Source organism: Labilibaculum manganireducens, from assembly GCF_002843385.1.
In the GTDB taxonomy this organism is placed as follows: domain Bacteria; phylum Bacteroidota; class Bacteroidia; order Bacteroidales; family Marinifilaceae; genus Labilibaculum; species Labilibaculum manganireducens.
The window spans coordinates 34,695-57,718 of the sequence record NZ_MVDE01000010.1; the positions used below are offsets into that span (position 1 = coordinate 34,695).

A 23,024-nucleotide genomic window follows, 5' to 3' on the forward strand; every position below is an offset into this window, starting at 1 on the left:
TACCTTCTCCCTAAAATATTTTCCCTAAATTTGCGTTTCAACAAAAAAAGGACAAGGGTTTGGAACTAAAACAACTTATACAAATTTTCTCGGAGCATCCTGCCCGATACAGCATTGAAAAATATCTGGAACAAAAATCAAAGTTTCAGCTTCACCTAAAAGGTTTGGTTGGTTCTTCGCTCCCTTTGTTGATTTCCACCCTTAAACCCGGCCAACATCCGCACATTTTACTGTTTAACGATAAGGAGGAGGCTGCCTATTTTTACAATGATCTGTGCAATCTGCTTGATGAAGATACCGTTTTGTTCTTTCCATCTTCCTTCAAACGTTCCGTTCAATATGAGAAAACTGACAGTTCGAACATTATTCTTCGTGCCGAATGTCTGAACCGTTTGAATTCCGATAAGCATCCTACTTTCATTATTACTTTTCCCGAAGCCGTTATCGAAAAAGTAATTAGTAAAGCACAACTGGAAGAAAACACCTTAACAATTAAGGTAGGCGAAAAATTATCTCCCGAATTTGTGGAAGAAGTCTTGGTCGATTATGAATTTGAACGAGCCGATTTTGTGGTAGAACCAGGTCAGTATTCCATCCGCGGAAGCATTATTGATATTTTTTCCTTTTCGGATGAGCATCCTTTTCGAATTGATTTTTTTGGCGAAGAAGTAGACTCCATCCGAATGTTTAATGTGGAAAATCAACTATCCATAAAAAAACTAAACTCCGTTGATATCATTCCCAACATTCAGGAAAGTCTGCTGAAGGATTCCCGGATATCCTTTCTTTCCTTTGTGCCCGGCAATGCCGTTTTTTGGTGCAGAAATTTACAGTTTTCCTGTGACCGGATTCAATCTATATATGAAAGCACCATCGAAAAGGTTCCTTTTATGCAAATGGGTGAAGATTCCGTATCCACTAAAGATTACCTGATAAACAGCAAAGAATTTTTGAATCAGCTAAGTGATTTTTCGACATTGGAATTCGGACAAAAATTCTTTTTTGTGGCTCAGGAAGAGCTTCAGTTCAATCAGAGTCCGCAACCAGCTTTCAATAAAAATTTCGAATTACTTGGCCAGCATTTGCTAAATAACAATGCCAAAGCAGAATCGAATTATATTCTTTCCGACAATCCAAAACAGATTGAACGTATCCACAATATTTTTGAAGACCAGGGAATTGAAGTTGATTTTCAGGATGTAAACCATACACTTCATGAAGGATTTTCGGATAAAGACCTGAGAATATCGATCTTCACCGATCACCAGATTTTCGATCGTTACCACAAGTTTCAGCTTAAGAACTCAACGGTTCACAAAGCCAAGGAAGTGGTAACTCTTAAAGAGATTAACCGCCTTCACCCAGGTGATTACATCGTTCATTCCGATCATGGAATTGGTCGTTTTGGAGGTTTGCAGCTAATCGATACAAACGGCAAACCACAGGAAGTAATTCGCCTGGTTTACAAAGACAATGACATTCTGTATGTGAGTTTGCACTCGCTGCATAAAATTTCAAAATACAAAGGCAAAGACGGATCTGCTCCTAAAATATACAAACTGGGTAACGGCACATGGCAAAAGCTAAAGGAAAAAACCAAAGGCAAGGTAAAAGACATTGCCAAGGATTTGATTGCCCTTTATGCCAAACGAAAATCAGAAAAAGGCTTTTCGTTCAGTCCCGACACCTATATGCAGCAGGAATTGGAAGCTTCCTTCATTTATGAAGATACTCCCGATCAGGTGAAAGCAACAATCGCAACCAAAGAAGGAATGGAATCGCCTTACCCAATGGACAGGCTGGTATGTGGTGATGTTGGTTTCGGAAAAACCGAAATTGCAATTCGTGCCGCTTTTAAAGCTGTTGCTGATAACAAACAGGTCGCTATTCTGGTTCCGACCACAATCCTGGCCTTTCAGCATTTCAAAACCTTTAACGATCGATTGAAAAATTTTCCCTGTACGGTAGATTATATCAGCAGAATGAGAACGTCGAAAGATCAGAAACAGATTTTGAAAGATTTAAAAGCCGGACAAACTGATATTATAATCGGGACACACCGGATCATAGGAAAAGATGTTGAGTTTAAAGATCTGGGCCTGCTGATTATTGATGAAGAGCAGAAATTTGGTGTATCCGTAAAAGAAAAATTGAAACAGTTTAAAGTAAATGTTGATACCTTAACATTAACAGCTACTCCAATTCCAAGAACTCTTCAATTTTCCTTGCTGGGAGCCAGGGATTTGTCAATCATCAATACGCCGCCACCAAACCGTTATCCGATTGTAACCGAAATTCATAATTTTAACGAAGACATTATTCGGGAAGCAATAACCTACGAAGTGGAACGAAACGGACAGGTTTTCTTTATTCATAACAGGGTTCAAAATATCAAAGACGTTGAAGCAATGATTCAGAGAGCCGTTCCAGGTGTTTCAACTGTGGTTGCTCACGGACAAATGGAAGGGCCTAAACTGGAAAAAATCATGCTTGATTTTATTCGTGGCGATTTTGATGTTCTGATTGCAACTACCATAATTGAATCTGGTTTGGACATTCCGAATGCCAATACCATCATCATTAATAACGGACAGAATTTTGGCTTGAGCGAACTGCACCAGCTAAGGGGCCGCGTTGGCCGGTCGAACAAAAAAGCATTTTGCTATTTGTTAACTCCTCCGCATGATTCCATGACTCAGGAAGCCAGACAAAGACTTCAGGCCATTGAAAACTTCTCGGAACTGGGAAGTGGTTTTAATATTGCCATGCAGGATTTGGATATTCGTGGCGCGGGTAATTTACTGGGTGGCGAACAAAGCGGTTTTATTGCTGATATCGGTTACGAGACTTATCACAAAATTCTGAACGAAGCACTTCTGGAATTGAAGGAGAATGAATTCAAAGATGTTTTCGAAGATGAAAAGAAAGATGAAGGAAAAAATGTTCTCCGATTTATAAGCGAATGCCAAATAGATACCGATTTGGAAATTCTTTTTCCTGAGAAATATGTTGAAAGCATTTCGGAACGAATTCGTTTGTACCGCGAATTGGATAACATTCAGACCGAAGAAGAAATAAAAACATTTGAATCTCAGCTAAAAGATCGGTTTGGAGACTTACCCGAACCATGTCTTGAACTCTTGGATGTTGTTCGTTTGCGTTGGATTTCTTTGGATTTAGGAATCGAAAAAATCATTCTTAAAAAGGGAAAACTGGTTCTATATTTTATTTCCGATCAGGATTCAGCTTTCTATAAATCAGCACAGTTTAGCAAAGTCCTGCAATTTCTGCAAACACAAGTTGTTCCCTGCAAAATGAAAGAAGCAAAAAACAGACTAAGTCTTAGTTTCGAAAAAATTAAGAACATTAAAAAAGCCAGCGAAATACTGGCTCTAATCAATGAGATATAACATCATTACTCCGATCGATAAAATGATCGGAGTTTATTTTTTAAGAACACGAATGATCCCGAATGTAGCAAACCACTCCGGTTTCTTCTCCTTTTTCGTTTCGCAGCAAATTAGCAACTAATTTAATTTCCTGCTTTTTACCCATAATATCTAAAATAAAATTTGTTTTATATTTGCCTTTCTTTTCTGCCGGAATTAAAATATCTTCAGCAAAAGTTTTTTGTTTATCAGAAATAAACAAGCTGCTGTAAGCTTTGCCAATAGTATTGATTTCGGAAATACCAAAAATCCGTTCACATGCCCGGTTCCAAGATTTCACCTTCCCTTCAAGGTCGAAAGTAACAACACCATCAACAAAATTATTAATGATATTCGCTTTTTCAGCCAACAACTGACGATAGGCAAACTCACGCGTAATATCACGAACAATTAATTGTAAATTTTTCTTCCCATTAAATTCAATTTGAGCTCCGGTCAAACCCACATCAATCAATTCGCCATGTATGGTTTTTAATTTCAGGTGAGTATACGAAATTCCTTTTTCCATAGCCGACGAATTCTCCAATCTCTCTTTAAAAATTGCCGAGTAATCATCATCAACAAAAGACAACAAGGGCAAGCCCATTAAATCTTCGATGTATGCTGTTTTGAATAATTTTAATCCCAGACAGTTCAGATATTCGATCAAACCATTTTCATTGATCACAATAATAGCTTCGGGAGAATCGGTAATGAAGTTTCGAAAACGCTGTTCGCGCATTTTCTGATCCAAATCAAATTGATGTTTATAAAAAGCCAATTCTATTGAAATACCAAGTTCCCTCTTATCAATTGGTTTCACCAAATATCCATAAGAATGAATATTAATAACTCTTTGAATTGTGCTTTCTTCAGTATCGCTGGAAAGGAAGATAACCGGAATGTCAAATTTGGTTTTAATTAATTCTGTAGTTTGAATTCCATCCAGACCTCCACCCAAATGAACATCCATCAGAATAATATCCGGCTTCATTGTTTCACACAAACGAATAGCCTCTTTTCCATCTTCTACTATTCCGATAAGATCGTAACCCAGTTCTTTTAAAAACATCCGAAAGATGGTCGATATTAAACTGTCATCTTCTACAATTAAAATTTTTTTCTTCATCAATCTAAAATTGAATGTGTGATCGATTTTAATCTAAAAAAAGGATATGCAATCATTTAAATTGTACTTACTGAATAATTAAATACCATCTTATTTAAAATGATTATAAAAAACCTAAGTATCAATAGACTAATATGCCTAAAGTTTACTAATTTTATGCGATTTTACAAGACATTTACAATAAATTACCATCATTCCGACTCTTTTGAATTTAATAGTAGACATAGGGAACACACAAATAAAGTCAGGCTTCTTTGAAAACAATCAATTAGTTAGACTTGAAAACTCAACATTAGGGGAAACTGAATTCGTTTCCGGCCTTTTATCAAAATGTGAAAATGCACCCAATGTTATTATTTCTTCTGTTAGAAAATATCCTGAAGAATTAATCTCCAAATTAAAATTGGCCTGCAAAGTTGTTCTGTTTTTTAATTCAGAAATAGGCACACCACTGGAAAACTTATATGAATCGAAAAGCACACTCGGCTACGATCGATTAGCCGCTTGTGCAGGCGCACATGGTTTGTATAAAGGAAAAGACATACTGGTAATAGATGCCGGAACCGCTATCACGTTCGATTTTGTTACTGCTAAAGCCCAATATTTAGGAGGCTGTATATCTCCCGGTTTAAAAATGCGGTTCAAAGCTTTACACGAATTTACTCAAAACCTGCCCGAGCTCTCAAAAAATGAAGATTTCAGTTTAATTGGTAAAAACACCAATGATGCAATAGTATCAGGCGTTCAAAATGGTCTGATCTTCGAAATAGATTCATACATCAACAAATTAAAAGCAATACATCCGGAATTACGTGTAGTGATTACCGGAGGAGATGCCCATTTTTTGAATAAATCATTAGATAACAAAGCAGCTTATCATCCCGAAATCGTATTGGAAGGTTTGAATAAGATATTGGAATTTAATTTATTGATTCACTCTTAATAAGCAGTATTTTTTGCAGCTTTATATTTTATTTATAGTTTTGCAAAGGGCTCTTAAATATAGATATCCCAACCAGTTTAGAAGCTTGTACTAATTTTTGGTATGAGTTTTGCAGTTTTAGTTCTGACAAAACTAAAACTTTCGTTATATTTAGACCCTGGTTTAAAATATTGAGATTTTGCAGGTAAATCGAAATGTCATTTTTGGTTTTGAAATAAAAAGTAACTTGATTATAAAAAAAAATAGTAATATGAAGACAAGACTTTTAATTGTAACAATGGTTCTTTTGTTTTCGGGTCTGTTTAAAGCGGAAGCTCAGACTTTGGAATCAAAATATGGGTTGGATAGTGCTCAAACAATTTTGAACGCGTCTCTTTACATCGAGATGGTAAAGCAGGGAAATTACAAAGAAGCACTTACCGGATGGAGATACGTTTATAAAAATGCACCCGCCTACCAAAAATCCACTTATATTAATGGTGTGAAAATAATGGAAGGATTATACCGCGCTACTAAGAATGACAAATACATTGACACTTTAATGATGGTTTACGATAACCGAATTAAATATTTTGGTAAAGATCGTAAATATCCTGCAGGTTGGATTCTTGGACGTAAAGGTGGTGATTTATTTCAATACCGTGAAAAAGACATCCCTTCTGTAAAAGAAGCTTATGCTATAATGAAAAAATCCATTGAAATGCAAGGACTGGATGCTGAAGCGAAAGTTATTGCCAACACAATGGAAGCATCAAAAGTTTTGGTTCAAAACAATCAAATAGAAGCAGAAGAAGTAATCGACAATTACCTTCTTTTTATGGATATGGCTAAGAAGCAAATGGATGCTGAGACTGATCCAGCTAAAAAAGACAATATCAACAACGCAAGATTGAATGTAGAACAAATTTTCTTTGCTGCCGGAGTTGCTGATTGTGAAACCTTAAGCAATATCTTTACTCCTAAATTTCATGCAAATCATGATGATTTGGTTCTGATCAATAAGATCTTAAGAATGTTGAATCGTCAGGAATGTGAAGATGGAGCTTTGTATGCGGAAGTTGCGGAAAGAAAATACGAATTGGATCCTAATGCTGATGCTGCACACAATCTGGCAAAAATGTTTATCAAGAAAAAAGAATTTGACAAAAGTAAAGAGTACTTAGTTAAGTCTATCGAATTGGAAACAGATGCTGATGTTAAAGCAGACCTTCATTTCAAATTAGCTACCATTCTTTTAATGCAAGGCAAATACAGTGATGCTAAATCCAACGCATTAAAGGCTGCTGGCTTTAGAGCGAATTGGGGACAACCTTATTTGTTGATTGGAAAAGCTTATGCAGCTTACAGCAAAAATTACGGATCAAGTCCGCTTGAAAAACAAGCTGTTTATTGGGTAGCTGTTGATAAATTCGCTAAAGCTAAAGCTTTAGATCCTGATTGTTCTGAAGAAGCCCGCGAATTAATTACTACTTACTCTAAGTATTTCCCTCGCAAAGAGGAAGCTTTCTTCGAAGGAATTAAAGAAGGAGATACTTATAAAGTTGGAGATTGGATTAACGAATCAACCAAAGCAAGATTAACAGAATAAAACTTTGAAAAATATCAATAATATTATCAAAAGCATTGTGATCCTTTCCGGGATTACAATGCTTTTGTCTTGTGAAAACAGTATTAAAGAGGTACAAAGTATTACAAGTAACGAAAAAACCCCGGAGCGTTCGGGCAAAGATGTTGAATTTATTTTCACCGATTCGACACGAATTAAATATCGTGCTTTTGCGGTTGAATTTATTGATGTGAAAACCGAAGATAAAGAGTATCAGGATTTCCCAAAAGGAGGAAAAATTACTTCCTATGACGATGACGGAACTGTTGCCGGACAAATAGAAGCAAATTATGCCAAACACTTTACCTCAGATCAATTGTGGGAACTAAGAAATAAAGTTATTGCTGTTAGTGATGACGGGAAAACAATAAATACCGAATTAATGTACTGGGATCAAGGTAAAGGTCTCATTTATTCGGATCAATATGTTAGAATTACCACAGATGACGGTCAGGTTTTGGAAGGAATCGGTTTTTCTTCTGATGATAAAATGGATAAGATTACCCTCAAAAAAGTTACTGGTGAAGTATATTTAAATGATGAAACAGAACAATAAGAATAAAATCGTACTATATTGCATCTAAAATCATTTAACACATGAAACAAAAACTCCCTTTCATTTTAGAAATCACCTGGTTAATAGTTATGATTGTTGGCTTGATTGCTGCTGTACACAAAACAATTGATTACGGATTTGCTGAAAGTATTATGCTGTATGTTATCGCCGGCATTGCTGGTTTGATGTATGTATGGAGAAGATACATGCGGAAATTACAAGAGAAAAACAAAGCCCGGAAATAAATGAACGAGCTGATCATCATTTTTATCATGCTGACCTTATCTGCATTTTTCTCAGGAATGGAAATTGCTTTTATTGCTGCAAACAAGTTGCGAATGGAACTTGACCGAAACAAAAATACAGTTTCGGCTAAGGTTATTTCTATTTTTTCTCAAAACCCAGGATATTATATTAGTACCATGCTTGTTGGCAACAACATTGCCCTTGTAATATATGGTATTCTTATGGCTAAGTTATTGGAACCTTCTATAGCCATATGGATTGATTCCGATTCAATAATACTGGCTGTTCAAACATTTCTTTCAACCATATTAATTCTGGTTACTGCAGAATTTATACCCAAAACTCTTTTTAGGATCAATCCAAACATGGCTTTGAACCTGTTTGCCCTTCCGGTGATGTTTTTTTACATTTTATTCTATCCGATAACATCGTTCACTATATTCCTATCAAAAAATATTATCCGAAAAATTTTTAAAACTAACATTACCGAAGAAGAAGAAACGCAGGCTTTTGGGAAAGTTGATCTGGATCATTTGGTACAGGAAGGCCATGATGCCCAAACCATAGCCGAAGACGATCTTCACGACATAAAAATATTTAGAAATGCACTCGATTTTTCGAAGGTGAAATTGCGCGAATGCATTGTGCCCCGAAATGAAATTGAGGCAATGGAAATTAGTGGTGATATTTCAAGCCTGACGCAACGCTTTATAGAAACCGGATACTCCAGAATTTTAATCTACAAAGATTCAATCGACAATATTGTAGGTTATATACACTCGTCTGTAATTTTTAAAAATCCACAAAGTATAAAAGCAGGCTTAAGCAATATTATTATTGTACCCGAAACAATGCCCGCTCATAAATTACTAAATCTTTTTACGCGCGAACATAAAAGTGTTGCCGTAGTTGTTGATGAATTTGGAGGAACAGCGGGAATGGTTACCATCGAAGACATCATGGAAGAGATATTTGGTGAAATTGAAGATGAACATGATGACGTAGATTTGGAAGAACAGAAAATTTCAGATACAGAATACATTTTCGCAGGCCGTTTGGAAATAGATTATCTAAATGATAAGTATGAACTTAACCTGCCCGTATCAGAAGACTTTGAAACATTAAACGGCTTTCTTATTTTCACTCACGAAAGTATACCAATGTATAATGAAACAATTCGCATTGAAAATTTCAGTTTTAAAATTCTGGAAGTAAGCAATACCCGCGTTGTTAAAATACGCTTAACAATTCTATAGAATATCCTTCATCCCCAATTTTCTTATCTACATTAAAATCACCTCTATTTATATCCAAAATAGATATCCGGGCATGTCCGCATCCTCAATTGTAAGTAGGATCAGGTCAATATTATTCCAGATAGAAATAATTACTTTCAAGTCTCTTTTTATTTTACTATAAAAGCAAGTAATCCAATTGCAATAAAAAGCGATCATTTCCCATTTTTTTGTATATTCGTAGCCTAATTAAGAATATTTAAATCTTTTTCGATGGCAACATTACAAAAAATAAGAAATCGTGGTGTTTTTATAGGGATCATTATTGGTGGTGCTCTTCTTGCATTTATTGCTGGAGATGCTCTAAAATCAGGTGGTTCGTTATTAGCAAACTCACGAAATGAGATGGCAGAAATTGCAGGGGAATCAGTAAACATCCGTGATTTCCAAAACCGATTCAATCATAGTCTTGAGATTAACAAACTCATGTCCGGACAGAACTCAATTCCATCGGAACAGATTGAGCGTTTAAGAGAGCAGGTTTGGCAACAGATGGTTCAGGAATTTGTAATGAACCGCGAGTATGATGAGTTGGGAATTTCTATTTCTTCTGAGGAATTATTTGATATGGTTCAAGGTCGAAATATTGATCCTGCTATTCGTCAGTTATTTCAGAACGAAAACGGATTGGTTGATAAAGATCAAGTAGTTGCAACTCTTAAGCAATTAATTGCAGCTCCTAACGGAACTCCTCAAAAAGCTTACTGGTTAAACATCGAAGAATCAATTATTACGCAAAGAAATCTTGTTAAGTACAATACCTTAGTTCAAAAAGGTCTTTACATGCCAAATGTATTGGTTAAAGACATGGCTGCTAAAGGAAGTAAAAAGGTAGATTTCAATTACATTGTAAAAAGTTACAATCTAATTCCAGACAGTACTATTAATGTAACTGAATCTGAAATCAGAGATTACTATAGTAAACACGAAGATCTGTTCAAACAAACAGAATCAAGAAAAATTGATTACGTATCATTTGACGTTATACCTTCTACTGAGGATTACAAAGCAACTGAAAAATGGATTGTTGACTTGAAAGAAGACTTCACAAATGAAAGCAATAACGTTCAATTTGTAGAATTGAATGGCGACAGTGATTTTAATGCTTACTATTTCAAACAAGACGAAATCACAAATGCTGATCTTAACGCATTCGCGTTCTCTGCAAATAAAGGTGATGTATTTGGCCCTTACTTCGAAAACGAAATGTATAAAATGGCAAAACTGCATGAAGTAAAAATGCTTCCTGATTCAGTAAAAGCCCGTCACATTCTAATTCGTCCTGTTAATGGTGACTATAAAGGTGCTGAAGCAAAAGCTGACAGTTTGAAAGTTTTACTTGATAAAGGAGCTGAGTTTGCTGTTTTAGCAAAAGAAAACTCATCAGATCAAGGTTCTGCTGTTAACGGTGGTGACTTAGGATGGTTTACTCAAGGAAAAATGGTTCAGCCATTCAACGATGCTGCTTTCTCTTCGAAAAAGAATGAGGTAAAAGTTGTTCTAACTCAATTTGGAGCTCACGTTATTCAGGTTACCAATATGAGTAATGCTGTGAAAAAAGTTCAACTTGCTATTGTTGACCGTAAGGTTGAAGCCAGTCAAAAAACAATTCAGGCAGCTTATGCTAAAGCCCGTACTTTTGCAGGTAACAATCTTGACAAAAATGCGTTCGAGAAAGCTAGTACTTCTGATGGTTTAAACCGTAGAACAGCAAATCTTAAAAGAGAAACTAAATTGATCCCCGGACTGGAAAATTCAAGAGATCTTGTTAGAGCTGCCTATAACACTGATAATATGGAAAGTATTTTATTGAATAATGACAACTCTGCAGTTTTCGAATTTGGAAACAAATTTGTTGTTGCGATCCTTTCTGATATAAAAGAAGAAGGAATTGCATCTATTCAAGATAAGGTTTCTGAAATCAAGAGAGCGATCAGAAAAGATAAAAAAGCTGAACTAATTATTGCTGAGATGACAAAGAGCAGTGCAGGAGCTCAAAGTTTGCTTTCTGTGGCACAAAAAGAAAACCTGGAAGTTAAAACTGCAACAGGTATCAGCTTCCAATCGTTCCAGATTCCTGGTGCAGGAATTGAGCCTAAAGTAATAAGTACAGCTTCAATGCTGGAGAAAGGTAAAATTTCATCTCCTGTTGAAGGCAATCAAGGTGTTTACATGCTTGTTATTACTAACGAAAACAGCGATGAAGTTTCCGATGTTACCGTTCAAGCTTTTAAATCAAGATTAGAGCAAGGATATCAATACAGAACAAACTATCAGGCATTCCAGGCATTGAAAGAAAATGCAAATGTTATTGATAAAAGATACAAGTTTTATTAGAGAGTAAAACTCATTAAAAAGCGGGATGATAAATTATCATCCCGCTTTTTTTGTGCATTTAAGTTTGTCCAAAAAAAAGAGATACTGCAAAGGCAGCACTCTTAAATTCCTTATTAAAGCTGAGACAAAAGCTCTTTAACTTTATCAGCAATAGCTTTACCGTCAGCTTTACCGGTTAATTCTTTGGAAGCCAATCCCATTACTTTCCCCATATCTTTCATAGAAGATGCTCCGGTTTTAGTGATAATACCCTGAACAGCAGCGGTCAAATCTTCATCAGACAATTGAGCAGGAAGATAAACCTCTAAATAACTTAATTCCAGAAGTTCCTTTCCGGCTAAATCTTCACGTCCTCCGGCAGAGAAAGTACTGGCTGAATCTTTACGTTGTTTCACCAACCGCTGAATGATCTTAAGTGCAGAATCATTGTCGATATCGGCAGCTCCTGTTTTTGTCATTTCCATTGTAAAGGCTGCTTTCACAGCTCGGAGTGCTTCCAATCTGTCTCTTTCCTTCGCCTTCATGGCAGTTTTTATATCTGAATTGATCTGTTCTAATAAACCCATTGTTTTGTATTTTTAATTTTTATCAAATTTATGACTGTATGACTACTCTTCGTCTAAAGTAAAGCGAATAACCTTACCAGATTGAAATTTCTGGTTGTCTATATTCTTCAGTTTTCGCTTGTAAGCAGGAATATTTTCAATTTCATCAATTTCAGTATCCTTCAAATCGGTCAAGATTAACTGATTCTCTTCCAATTTTTCATTCGCCTCTTCTTCTAAAATAGTTTTTACTTGATCGACAGCACTGTTGCGTCCTCTGCCAGCCTGAAAAGATGCAGTTTTGGGTGTCGCCTTCTCCTCTGGAATTAAACCATTATCGAAACCCGTTGCTATGATTGTAACCGATACTTTGTTTCCTAATGCCAAATCCTGACCTGTACCCCAAATAATAGAAGCACTATCGCCAACAGCCTCCTGAACGTAGTCGGTTATTTGTCCCACCTCATCCATAGTTACCTCTTCCTGACCGGAACTAATATTTAAGAGAATATTTCGGGCACCTCTAACATCATTGCTGTTCAATAATGGTGATGTAAGAGCCTCGCGAATGGCATTAACAGCACGATCCTCTCCCTCAGCCGAAGCAGATCCCATTACTGCAACGCCACTATCCGTCATTACTGTTTTTACATCTTCAAAATCTACGTTGATATAACCATGAAGCGTTATAATCTCAGCAATCCCTTTAGCTGCGGTTGCCAACACATCATCCGCCTTGGAAAAGGCTGTAGACAACTTTAAATCGCCGTAAATCTCGCTTAGCTTTTCATTGTTTATCACTAAAAGGGAATCCACATTCTCTTTTAATTTATTGATTCCTTCAATGGCCTGATGCAATCGCTGGCGTCCTTCAAAACGAAATGGTATCGTAACAATACCCACCGTTAAAATCCCCATTTCTTTAGCCGCTTTCGCGATAACCGGAGCGGCACCTGTGCCTGTTCCTCCTCCCATACCAGCAGTAATAAAAACCATTTTGGTATTATCAGCCAGCACCTCAATTATATCCTCCAAATTCTCAATCGCAGATTGCTCACCCCGTTCGGGTTTGTTACCCGCACCACGACCTTCAGTCAGCGATTCGCCCAGCTGAATTTTCACAGGAATTTCACTTGTTTCAAGGGCCTGGGCATCAGTATTGCAAATGACAAAATCCACATCTTTTATGCCCTGCTTATACATATAATTTACAGCGTTACCGCCACCACCACCAACACCAATTACTTTTATAATCGATGATTCATTTTCCTGTAAACTAAAATCAATTAAATCCTCAGTCATTTAATATCTAAAATTATCTCTTTATAATCACACGTTGCTTAAAACGCTACATCGAAGAATCATTATTATCAAAAATCTGTGTAAACTTATCTTTAAACCAATTGTCAAGACTTCCTTTTTTATGTTCCTCTTCTCCTCTTTCTTCCTCAACTTCAACAGGTTCCTTACTTTTAGTTACAGGCGTTTTTTTCTCTTCTGCTACCTCATACTCCTCACGGTCCTCATCGGAGCGTTTTCTCATCAACTCTTCTCTTCGTTGCCTCTCCTCCCGCTTTTTCATTGCCGCAATCTCCTCAGCTTCGGCTGGATTCTCAATAATCAGCTCCAATTTAGGAGCTTCATTTTGAACTGATTTCCGAGGTTCTATACTTAATTCAGGAATAGGGCTTTCGGAAAATCCGGTAGCAATAATTGTAACGCTTAATTCATCCTCCAGCCTATCACTATTACCATTTCCCCAAATAATACTCACCTCATCACCCACTACATCGTGAACGTAATCGGTAATCACACTAACCTCCTGCATGGTCACCTCATCTTTACCCGAGATGATATTTAATAAGATATTTCTTGCTCCGCAAATATTATTACTATTCAATAACGGAGATGTAAGTGCCTCTTCAATAGCACGAAGTGCTCTGTCTTCACCTGAAGCAGAAGCTGATCCCATTACGGCTACACCACTATCCCTCATCACGGTTTCCACATCGGCAAAATCGACATTTACATAACCATGAACAGTAATTATTTCGGCAATACTTTTGGCGGCAATAGACAAAACATCATCAGCCTTTGCAAAGGCATCCGATAATTTTAAATCACCATACATCATCCTCAACTTTTCGTTATTGATGATTAGAAGTGCATCAACATGCTTTTCCAAATTGGCAATTCCTTCCATCGCCTGCTCAATTCTTCGTTTCCCCTCAAATCGAAATGGGATCGTTACAATTCCAACAGTTAAGACTCCCTGCTTTCTGGCTGTTTCTGCAATTATAGGAGCTGCACCTGTACCGGTTCCACCTCCCATACCGGCAGTCACAAATATCATCTTGGTTTTCTCACTTAAAACTTTATTGATGTCATCAATACTTTCAAGTGCAGATTCCCTTCCTCTTTCCGGTTTGTTTCCAGCCCCTCTACCCTCGGTAAGTGATTTACCAAGCTGTACCTTAATCGGCACCTGACTGTTTTCCAATGCCTGAGAATCAGTATTACATATTACAAAATCGACCCCAGTGATTCCTTCTTTTAACATGTGATTAACAGCGTTACTTCCACCGCCACCCACACCAATCACTTTTATAATGGATTTCTCTTTAGGTTCAAAATCAACCGGTAACAATTCGTCAATCATGATGTCACAAGTATTAGGGTTACAATATTTTATTTACATTTTCAAATCATCAGTATCAAACAAAGCACTAAAAAATTTCTGAAATCCTTTCTTTTTGCCTGTTTTATTTTTGTCTGTATTCTGATTCTGAGTTTTTTTACGAGGTTTATTCAAACCTTTTAGCATCAATCCGATTCCTGTTGCATAAATTGGCTGATTTAAGGTTTCATCTAAAATTATTTTAGATGATGCTCCGGGATAGCCTATACGAACATCTATTCCGGTTTGTTTTTGAGTCAGCACGTCAAGATTCGTAAGTAATGCACCTCCACCTGTCAATACGATTCCGGCACCAATTTTATCGTGCAGCCCTGTAATTTCGATTTGAAATTTAACACTGTCAATAATCTCCTCCATTCGGCATTGAATGATTTGAGCCAAGGTTTTAAAAGAAATTTCCTTTGGATCCCAACCACCAACACTTGGAATGGTAACCACCTTTTCTTCGTCCACTAAATCAGCGACAGCTTCTCCAAACTGAATTTTTAAAGCTTCGGCCTGTTTTATAAGTACCGAGCAACCTTCCTTTATGTCTCGGGTAACAATATCGCCACCAAAAGGAATTACTGCAGTATGCCTTAGTATACCATCAAAATAAACTGTAATATCCGTTGTCCCGCCGCCAATGTCAACCAAAACAACTCCAGCCTCTTTTTCTTCTTCGCTTAGCACAGATAAAGAAGAAGCTAAAGGCTCCAAAACCAGTTCTTCAATTTCTAATCCAACTTCCTTCACACATTTCTCAATATTGCGTGCAGATGCAGTTCTTCCAATAATAATATTGAAATTCCCATCCAGCCTTCGTCCGGCCATTCCTATTGGATTCCGAATGCCTGCCTCCTTGTCAACTACGTAATCCTGCGGAATCACATGCAGTATTTGTTCTCCAACCTCAATTGGAATCCTAAAATTCTCATTTATGATTTCCTCAACATCCATTTTAGTAATTTCACCAATTCCATTTTGGATGTATTTAAACTGTCGGTTCTTTATGCTCCGTATATGCTGTCCGGCAATACCTACATAAACTGTAGAAATTTCTTTGTTGGTTTTCTCCGTCAATCGATCAACTACCTCACTGATAGCACCAATTGTATCTTCAATACTATGAATCACTCCCCTCTTAACGCCCCTCGATACGGTTTTTTCCATACCTATAATCCGCAACCTGCCATCGGCGTCTACTTCTCCCATTATGGCAACAATTTTAGTTGTGCCTATATCGATAGCTGCTATGATATTATTCCTGCTAGTCATTTAAATTCTTTTTTGTGCAAACTACCTGATTCTTATATTTCAAATTGATTTTACTATACGTATTCCAACCTTTTTTTGAAAATCCTTTGGTATACAAAGCTCTCAATTTTTGAAATTTCTGTTCGTAGTTTTCAATACTCCCCAATTCAATTTTATGAGCTCCAACACGAGGAATTAAAACATACTCCTTGTTTCTGTCTACATCAATTTGTGTGATCTGCGATTTCCAAAATTCATCATTTGTAATAAATTTTACCAACTCAAACAGTTCTTCTTTTATCAACTGATCATTTACAGCCCCTGAAACCACCAAAACCCTTGATGTAAAATTTACAGACAAGGGCATTTTTTCTCCATCCGCATCAATATAATATCCATTCCCCGATAAAATCCGCACAATTGGATTGCGTTGTTTAATTTCAACAATTAATTTCCCGGAAAGCGAATTGTACACTTCCGATTTTTTCACATAAGGAATCTTGTCTATTAGATCCTCCAATGCTTCTTTATTAACTTCGGAAATAGTAGTCCCTACAACTCCCGGATATTTTTTCTTAATAATTCTTTCAACATCAGAATTGCTTACAAAACCTCTTTTCACACTATCAACCACATTTACCAGTGTACCTGAAAACACCAGCTTCTCCGATTTGCCATTGGCAAAGGAAAAAACTACAATTAAGTACCCCAGCAAGAATACCCAAATTAATGTCTTTGCAATTTTTTTTAGCATTCCAATCGTTCGCAAATTAAATTTTTAATCGGCTCAACCAACTTGTCGATATCGCCTGCACCTAAAGTTAGTAAAACTTCAAATTCTTTCTCTCTAAGTAACTCTATCAAATCACCTTTACTACATAATTTAGCTGGCACCTTCAGGTTTTTCAAAATAATTTCAGAACTAACCCCTTCTATTGGCAATTCTCTGGCTGGATAAATATCCAAAAGAATGACTTCATCTAAAAGATTTAAACTTGCAGCAAAACCTTCTGCAAAATCTCTTGTTCGTGAATATAAATGAGGTTGAAATATTCCGGTTATATTCTTTTCAGGATACAATTCCCTTACCGATGAAATACTTTCCCATAATTCTTTTGGATGGTGTGCATAATCATCAATAAAAACAATTTTTTCATTTCTGATTTGATAATCAAACCTTCTTCTAACACCTTTAAAAGTTGAAAGAGCTTTTCTCAACTCATCAGCTTCAACACCGCAAAGAAGAGCCATAGCTGATGCTGCAATTGCATTTTCAACATTAATTTTCCCTGGGTAGGAGAACAACAAATCTTTAATTATTCCATCCGGATACACCAAATCAAATTGGTAAAATCCTTCCACTAATTTGATGTTCTCAGCATAAAAATCTGCTTTCTCCTCTAATGAATAAGTATAAGCCGAAAGTTTATCATGAGTGAGAATCAATCCCTTTTTATAAACAAGGATTCCCCCCTCTTTTATTTGATAAACAAAAGCCTGAAAGCTCTTTTCCAATTCATTTTTATTGCCGTAAATATCCAAATGATCAGCATCCATTGAGGTAACTACAGCCAACTGTGGATGTAATTGAAGAAATGAACGATCAAACTCATCAGCCTCAAGAATCATCCAGGGACTGGTTTTTGACAGTAAAAGATTAGACTGATAGTTGCGGGAAATTCCTCCTAAAAAAGCATTGCAATCTAAGGCTGATGTTTTAAAAATATGCGCTGTAATCGTTGAAACCGTAGTTTTACCATGGGTTCCGGCAATACCTATACCATTCAAATTATCGGAAAGCAAACCCAGAACCTGCGATCGCTTCATAATTTCAAATTGTTGCTGCTGAAAATAAATCAATTGAGGATGATTTGCAGGAATAGCAGGTGTGTACACTACTAAAGTATCATACTTAGATTGATAACGTGCTGGAATTTGATCGACATCTTCCTGAAAAGTTATACCAATACCTTCCGCAGTTAATTCCGCAGTAAGCTGAGTGGCCATTCGATCGTAGCCAAACACATTCTTACCAATGGAATTAAAGTAGCGGGCTATAGCACTCATGCCAATTCCACCAATCCCGATAAAGTAAATATTTTTATAATTCTTAATCCGCATAATCTATGTTAATGCTATTATTTGTTCTGCAATTTCATCTGCAGCATCGGGCTTCGCCAAAGCCTTGCAATTCGCCGAAAGCTCAGATAATTTATCTGCATCATTTATCAGTTTTAATGCCTCCGCAACCAATTCCTTTTCAGCATCAATATCTTTTACCATTATCGCTGCATTCTTATTTACCAGAGCCATGGCATTCTTGGTTTGGTGATCTTCTGAAACATTAGGTGACGGTACCAAAATACATGGCTTTTCTACCAGACATAGTTCTGATATTGTACCTGCTCCGGCTCTGGAAATAACCATATCGGCAGCAGCATAAGCCAAGTCCATTCTCCCCAAAAAGTCAAAAACCTTTAATCCGGGGATGTCCCAATTTTTCAATTCTTCACGAACCTTTTCAATGTAAAACTTTCCTGTTTGCCAGATTACCTGAACTTCAGAATCTGAAATTGCTGAAAGCGAACCCAACATACTATTATTAATGGTTCTTGCTCCCAAACTTCCCCCTACAACCAAAATGGTTTTCTTTTCAGGATCTAACCCAAAATGAGCCATTGCCTCCTGCTTTTTCGAAGCAATATTCATTAAATCTTTTCGAACAGGATTTCCAGTCAATAATATTTTGTCAGCAGGAAAAAATCGTTCCATTCCTTCGTAAGCCACACAAATCTTTTTTGCTTTTTTTGCCAAAAGTTTATTTGTTATTCCTGCATACGAATTCTGTTCCTGAATTACGGTAGGAATTCCCATTTTAGCTGCTGCATGTAAAAGCGGGCCACTTGCATATCCTCCAACACCAACAACTGCATCAGGTTGAAAATCCTTAACAATGGCCTTGGCTTTTCTCAAACTTTTAAAAAGCCTCGAAAAAAATTTCAAATTCTCCTTCGAAAAATTTCGTTGAAGTCCGCGTATTGGTAATCCAACTATTTTATATCCTGCAGAAGGAACTTTTTCCATTTCCATTTTCCCTTCGGCTCCTACAAATAAAATTTCACAATCGCTATGCTTTTGTTTTAAAGCATTTGCAATTGAAATAGCCGGAAATATGTGTCCGCCTGTTCCGCCTCCGCTAACAATTACTTTAATTTTCTGCTTCATTTACTTTTGCTTCTTCATTCAATTTCTCTTCCTCATTTACCCAATTACTCACACTTAATATCATTCCAAAGGCGGCACTTGTAAAAATTAACGATGTACCTCCCATACTCACTAAAGGTAAAGGTTGTCCTGTTACCGGGATTAAATTAACCGACACTGCCATATTGGTCAATGCCTGAAAAACAATACTTAAAGTTAAACCAACCACCAACAAAGCCGGAAAAGTCCGATTGCATTTCCGAACAATCAAGCCGGCGCGATACAGTAATATGAGATAAAAAGCCAGTATGATAAAACCTCCAATCCAACCCATTTCTTCCAAAATAATGGCATAAATAAAATCAGAATACGGATGTGGTAAAAAATTCCGCTGTGTACTATTTCCTGGGAACTTCCCGAAAATCCCTCCTGAAACGACAGCAATTTTCGCTTGTTCTACCTGATAATTCTGGTTGTTATTTACATTTGACTCGTCTTTATCAAAAAAGTTAACGATTCGACTCCGAACGGTTTGAACACGTCCGATGCTGGGAAGCAAAGGTGCCATTACAATCAGCATAATCACCAATCCCAAAACAACACCCACCGATCCGAACAAATATTTTTTTGCTATTCTACCAATAAACATCAGCAAATAACATACACCTCCCAACAATACTGAAGTAGAAAAATCATCCAAAAAAATCAGCAAACACACAATTCCTACAGGAATAACAATGTGCCAAAACGCCTCTTTTTTGCAGGAATCTTCAGCCTGATATCGTGACAATGTTCTGGAAACATGCAATATTAACGCAAGTTTAGCGAGCTCCGACGGTTGAAAATTGAACCCTATTCCAGGAATGGTGATCCACCTTGAGGCATCATTTAAGTTTGTACCAACGAGTTTTGCCAATATGAGCAATCCGATTGAAATGATGAGAACCAGATTGGCTGAACTGGAATATACCTTAAAATGTATCCGATGAACTACATAAATAATCATGTAGCAACCACCCAAAAGAATCAGTTGCTTAATAAAAAAATAGGATGTATTCCCACCTTTCACCTTATAGGCAAGTGTTCCGGTTGAACTATATACAACCAGCAAAGAAATCATGGACAGAAAAAAGATAATGATCCAGATGGTCTTATCCCCCTTCAAGCTTAAATTCTTAAAAAAACCCGCCATATCTTCAATTTATAAATTTCTTACTTCTTCCTTGAACTGATTCCCGCGGTCTTCATAATTCTTGAACAAATCGAAACTTGCACAAGCAGGAGACAACAAAACAATCTCTTCCTTATTGGCCATTTCATATGCTTGAGTCACTGCCTCTTTCATAGATCCGGCATCAACTATAAAATCCACTTTACCATCAAAAGCTGCATGAATTTTAGCGTTGTCAACACCCAAACACACAATTCCTTTCACCTTTTCTTTCACCAAATCATACAAAACCGAATAATCGTTTCCTTTATCAACTCCGCCAACAATCCAAACTACCGGCTCATCCATACTTTCCAATGCGTACCATGTAGAGTTGATATTTGTAGCTTTTGAATCATTAATAAACTGAATTCCCCTTACTCGAACCACTTTTTCCAATCGATGATCAACACCTTGAAAATCACTTAAACTTTGGCGAATTACTTCCTTCCGAATTTGCAGTACACTTCCGGCAATTCCTGATGCCAATGAATTATATACGTTGTGAATTCCAGGTAAAGACAAATCTTTTTTATCCATAGAAAAGAGATTTTCGTTGTATTGAATTTTTAAAAGTTCATTCTCAATCCATCCGCACATTTCTTTTATTTCCCGAACGGAAAACGGCAATAATTGAGCAAGAGTATCACAATTCATTAATTCCTTTTTGATGATATCATCATCAGTGCAAAACACAAAAGAATCCTCGGATTTCATATTTTGCAATATTCTGAATTTTGAATTGATGTAATTTTCCATTTTATAATCGTACCGATCCAAATGATCCGGCGTAATATTTAATAGTATAGCAATGTTAGCTCTAAAATCAAACATCCCATCCAACTGAAAGCTACTCAACTCAACCACATAATGCGTATAATCTTTTTCGGCAACCTGCCAAGCCAGACTATCTCCTACATTTCCAGCTAAACCAACATGCAATCCGGCCTTCTTCAGCATATGATACAAAAGCAAAGTTGTTGTTGTTTTTCCGTTACTGCCGGTTATACATATCATTTTAGCATTGGAGAATCTTCCCGCAAATTCAATTTCAGAAATTACAGGAATATTTCTTTCATTCAGCTTAACAATTAAAGGAGCTGTATCAGGAATTCCAGGACTTTTCACAACTTCATCTGCCGATAATATAAGAGATTCTGTATGTTGCTTTTCCTCAAAATCAAGCTGATACTTATTCAACGCAAGCTTGTACTTGGGACTTATTTCTCCTAAGTCTGAAACAAACACATCAAAGCCTTTTGATTTGGCCAACACAGCCGCACCAACACCACTTTCTCCTGCACCTAATATGACGATTCGTTTTGCCATATGTACTTATCTGATTTTTAGAGTTACTATTGTTATAATCGCCAGAAAAATTCCAATGATCCAAAATCGGGTAACAATTTTTGGTTCTGGATATCCTTTCATCTGATAATGATGATGAAGAGGTGCCATTTTAAATATTCTTCGTCCTTCACCGTATTTTTTTCTGGTGTATTTAAACCAGGAAACCTGCATCATCACCGAAATATTCTCAACAAGAAAAATTCCGCATAAAACAGGAATCAACAATTCTTTGTGAATAACAATGGCAAAAACGGCTATAATTCCTCCCAAAGACAAACTGCCTGTATCACCCATAAAAACTTGTGCCGGGTAGGAGTTGTACCACATAAAGCCAATGGTTGCTCCAATAAAAGCAGCAATAAAAATCACCAGTTCGCCTGAATTTGGAATGTACATGATATTCAAATAATCAGCATACACCACGTGACCGGATACATAGGCCAATATTCCCAAAGTGGCACCAATAATTGCTGACGAACCTGTCGCCAGACCATCTAAACCATCGGTGATATTTGCACCATTTGAAACGGCTGTAACAATAAATATGGTAATGATTATAAAAACCAGCCAAGCCAACATAGGTGAATATTCTCCACCAAAAGCAACTAAGGACTCATAATCAAATTCATTGTTCTTAAAAAAAGGAATCGTTGTTTTTGTTGATTTTTCATCAGTTGTTAAACGAGTTGTCCCGGGAGCCTGCGATGTAAATCCTTCGTCAACCAATTCGGTTTGAATTCCTATTTCAGACATACTCGTTTTTTCACGAACAACTACATCATCATTTATATAAAGGGTTAACCCAACAATTAGACCTAAACCTATTTGGCCAGCTACTTTAAGCTTGCCGCTTAAACCGGCCTTGTCTTTTTTAAATACTTTAATATAATCGTCGATAAATCCAATTAATCCTAACCAGATAGTTGTAATAATCATTAGTAAAATGTAGACATTATCGAGTTTGGCAAATAGTAAAACCGGAATTAAAATGGAGATAATGATAATGATTCCCCCCATGGTTGGTGTTCCTTTTTTTTCCATTTGACCGGCTAAGCCCAAATCCCGAACAATCTCGCCAATTTGCTGCTTTTGCAATAAGAGAATGATCTTTTTCCCAAATACAGTCGCAATAAATAACGAAGTCATAATGGCCAATGCCGCCCGAAATGAGATATATTCAAACATCCCGGCTCCTGGAAAATCCAATTGATTTAAATACCTAAATAAATAGTATAACATAA

The 23,024-nt window shown here is 36.7% G+C and carries 18 protein-coding genes; 7 read left to right on the forward strand and 11 right to left on the reverse strand.

What is annotated here, in order from left to right; genetic code table 11:
* Positions 1-59: 59 nt before the first annotated feature.
* Positions 60-3,410 (forward strand): transcription-repair coupling factor, encoded by a 3,351-nt coding sequence (gene mfd, locus BZG01_RS08370; protein ID WP_101309381.1) that lies wholly within the window; start codon positions 60-62, stop codon positions 3,408-3,410.
* A 40-nt stretch (positions 3,411-3,450) separates the two neighbouring features.
* On the opposite strand, the gene BZG01_RS08375 is transcribed toward mfd, so the two are convergent.
* Positions 3,451-4,557, reverse strand: coding sequence for a PAS domain S-box protein (locus BZG01_RS08375; RefSeq protein ID WP_101309382.1), 1,107 nt, complete (start codon positions 4,555-4,557; stop codon positions 3,451-3,453).
* 205 nt (positions 4,558-4,762) lie between these two features.
* On the opposite strand from BZG01_RS08375, the gene BZG01_RS08380 reads away from it, so the two are divergent.
* From BZG01_RS08380 to BZG01_RS21970, 6 genes are all read left to right on the forward strand, one after another.
* Positions 4,763-5,500 (forward strand): type III pantothenate kinase, encoded by a 738-nt coding sequence (locus BZG01_RS08380; RefSeq protein ID WP_180327262.1) that lies wholly within the window; start codon positions 4,763-4,765, stop codon positions 5,498-5,500.
* A 250-nt stretch (positions 5,501-5,750) separates the two neighbouring features.
* Positions 5,751-7,088 (forward strand): tetratricopeptide repeat protein, encoded by a 1,338-nt coding sequence (locus tag BZG01_RS08385; protein WP_143470863.1) that lies wholly within the window; start codon positions 5,751-5,753, stop codon positions 7,086-7,088.
* Between the two features lie 4 nt (positions 7,089-7,092).
* Positions 7,093-7,662, forward strand: a complete 570-nt coding sequence (gene lptC, locus BZG01_RS08390) for an LPS export ABC transporter periplasmic protein LptC (protein ID WP_143470864.1) — start codon at positions 7,093-7,095, stop codon at positions 7,660-7,662.
* A 41-nt stretch (positions 7,663-7,703) separates the two neighbouring features.
* A complete protein-coding gene (locus BZG01_RS08395; RefSeq protein WP_101309386.1) occupies positions 7,704-7,907 on the forward strand; it encodes a hypothetical protein in 204 nt (67 codons plus the stop codon).
* Positions 7,908-9,164, forward strand: coding sequence for a hemolysin family protein (locus BZG01_RS08400; protein WP_101309387.1), 1,257 nt, complete (start codon positions 7,908-7,910; stop codon positions 9,162-9,164).
* Between the two features lie 252 nt (positions 9,165-9,416).
* Positions 9,417-11,540 carry a peptidylprolyl isomerase gene (locus BZG01_RS21970; protein ID WP_101309388.1) on the forward strand — a complete coding sequence of 708 codons (2,124 nt, stop codon included), beginning with the start codon at positions 9,417-9,419 and terminating at the stop codon, positions 11,538-11,540.
* Positions 11,541-11,653: 113 nt separating this feature from the next.
* Here BZG01_RS21970 and BZG01_RS08410 read toward each other — a convergent pair whose 3' ends face one another.
* The 10 genes from BZG01_RS08410 to mraY are packed head-to-tail and all read right to left on the reverse strand — an operon-like array spanning position 11,654 to position 23,022.
* Entirely contained in the window at positions 11,654-12,106 is a 453-nt protein-coding gene (locus BZG01_RS08410; RefSeq protein WP_101309389.1) for a GatB/YqeY domain-containing protein, read from the reverse strand.
* A gap of 42 nt (positions 12,107-12,148) precedes the next feature.
* Entirely contained in the window at positions 12,149-13,387 is a 1,239-nt protein-coding gene (ftsZ, locus tag BZG01_RS08415) for a cell division protein FtsZ (RefSeq protein ID WP_101309390.1), read from the reverse strand.
* Positions 13,388-13,433: 46 nt separating this feature from the next.
* Entirely contained in the window at positions 13,434-14,744 is a 1,311-nt protein-coding gene (ftsZ, locus tag BZG01_RS08420) for a cell division protein FtsZ (protein WP_101309391.1), read from the reverse strand.
* Positions 14,745-14,777: 33 nt separating this feature from the next.
* Positions 14,778-16,040: a cell division protein FtsA gene (gene ftsA, locus BZG01_RS08425; RefSeq protein ID WP_101309392.1), complete on the reverse strand. Its 1,263-nt coding sequence runs from the start codon at positions 16,038-16,040 to the stop codon at positions 14,778-14,780.
* Positions 16,033-16,773: a cell division protein FtsQ/DivIB gene (locus BZG01_RS08430; RefSeq protein WP_101309393.1), complete on the reverse strand. Its 741-nt coding sequence runs from the start codon at positions 16,771-16,773 to the stop codon at positions 16,033-16,035. Before BZG01_RS08430 ends, ftsA begins: the two co-directional genes overlap by 8 nt.
* Complete coding sequence (murC, locus tag BZG01_RS08435) at positions 16,767-18,140, reverse strand: UDP-N-acetylmuramate--L-alanine ligase (RefSeq protein WP_101309394.1); 1,374 nt, start codon at positions 18,138-18,140, stop codon at positions 16,767-16,769. Before murC ends, BZG01_RS08430 begins: the two co-directional genes overlap by 7 nt.
* 3 nt (positions 18,141-18,143) lie before the next feature.
* Positions 18,144-19,244, reverse strand: coding sequence for an undecaprenyldiphospho-muramoylpentapeptide beta-N-acetylglucosaminyltransferase (murG, locus tag BZG01_RS08440; protein ID WP_101309395.1), 1,101 nt, complete (start codon positions 19,242-19,244; stop codon positions 18,144-18,146).
* On the reverse strand, positions 19,228-20,388 hold the full coding sequence (locus BZG01_RS08445; RefSeq protein WP_245870317.1) for an FtsW/RodA/SpoVE family cell cycle protein: 1,161 nt from the start codon (positions 20,386-20,388) through the stop codon (positions 19,228-19,230). Before BZG01_RS08445 ends, murG begins: the two co-directional genes overlap by 17 nt.
* A 36-nt stretch (positions 20,389-20,424) precedes the next feature.
* Positions 20,425-21,762: a UDP-N-acetylmuramoyl-L-alanine--D-glutamate ligase gene (murD, locus tag BZG01_RS08450; RefSeq protein WP_101309397.1), complete on the reverse strand. Its 1,338-nt coding sequence runs from the start codon at positions 21,760-21,762 to the stop codon at positions 20,425-20,427.
* Positions 21,763-21,768: 6 nt separating this feature from the next.
* Positions 21,769-23,022, reverse strand: a complete 1,254-nt coding sequence (gene mraY, locus BZG01_RS08455) for a phospho-N-acetylmuramoyl-pentapeptide-transferase (RefSeq protein WP_101309398.1) — start codon at positions 23,020-23,022, stop codon at positions 21,769-21,771.
* Positions 23,023-23,024 lie beyond the last annotated feature (2 nt).

Excerpts from the sequence above, each read along its gene's own strand:
- murG (WP_101309395.1), bottom strand. The coding sequence starts at position 19,244 with ATGAAGCAGAAAATTAAAGTAATTGTTAGCGGAGGCGGAACAGGCGGA.
- mraY (WP_101309398.1), bottom strand. The coding sequence starts at position 23,022 with ATGTTATACTATTTATTTAGGTATTTAAATCAATTGGATTTTCCAGGA.
- ftsA (WP_101309392.1), bottom strand. The coding sequence starts at position 16,040 with ATGACTAGCAGGAATAATATCATAGCAGCTATCGATATAGGCACAACT.
- ftsZ (WP_101309391.1), bottom strand. The coding sequence starts at position 14,744 with ATGATTGACGAATTGTTACCGGTTGATTTTGAACCTAAAGAGAAATCC.
- BZG01_RS08375 (WP_101309382.1), bottom strand. The coding sequence starts at position 4,557 with ATGAAGAAAAAAATTTTAATTGTAGAAGATGACAGTTTAATATCGACC.
- BZG01_RS08430 (WP_101309393.1), bottom strand. The coding sequence starts at position 16,773 with ATGCTAAAAAAAATTGCAAAGACATTAATTTGGGTATTCTTGCTGGGG.
- BZG01_RS08385 (WP_143470863.1), top strand. The coding sequence starts at position 5,751 with ATGAAGACAAGACTTTTAATTGTAACAATGGTTCTTTTGTTTTCGGGT.
- murC (WP_101309394.1), bottom strand. The coding sequence starts at position 18,140 with ATGCGGATTAAGAATTATAAAAATATTTACTTTATCGGGATTGGTGGA.
- murD (WP_101309397.1), bottom strand. The coding sequence starts at position 21,762 with ATGGCAAAACGAATCGTCATATTAGGTGCAGGAGAAAGTGGTGTTGGT.
- BZG01_RS08410 (WP_101309389.1), bottom strand. The coding sequence starts at position 12,106 with ATGGGTTTATTAGAACAGATCAATTCAGATATAAAAACTGCCATGAAG.
- BZG01_RS08400 (WP_101309387.1), top strand. The coding sequence starts at position 7,908 with ATGAACGAGCTGATCATCATTTTTATCATGCTGACCTTATCTGCATTT.
- BZG01_RS21970 (WP_101309388.1), top strand. The coding sequence starts at position 9,417 with ATGGCAACATTACAAAAAATAAGAAATCGTGGTGTTTTTATAGGGATC.
- BZG01_RS08395 (WP_101309386.1), top strand. The coding sequence starts at position 7,704 with ATGAAACAAAAACTCCCTTTCATTTTAGAAATCACCTGGTTAATAGTT.
- ftsZ (WP_101309390.1), bottom strand. The coding sequence starts at position 13,387 with ATGACTGAGGATTTAATTGATTTTAGTTTACAGGAAAATGAATCATCG.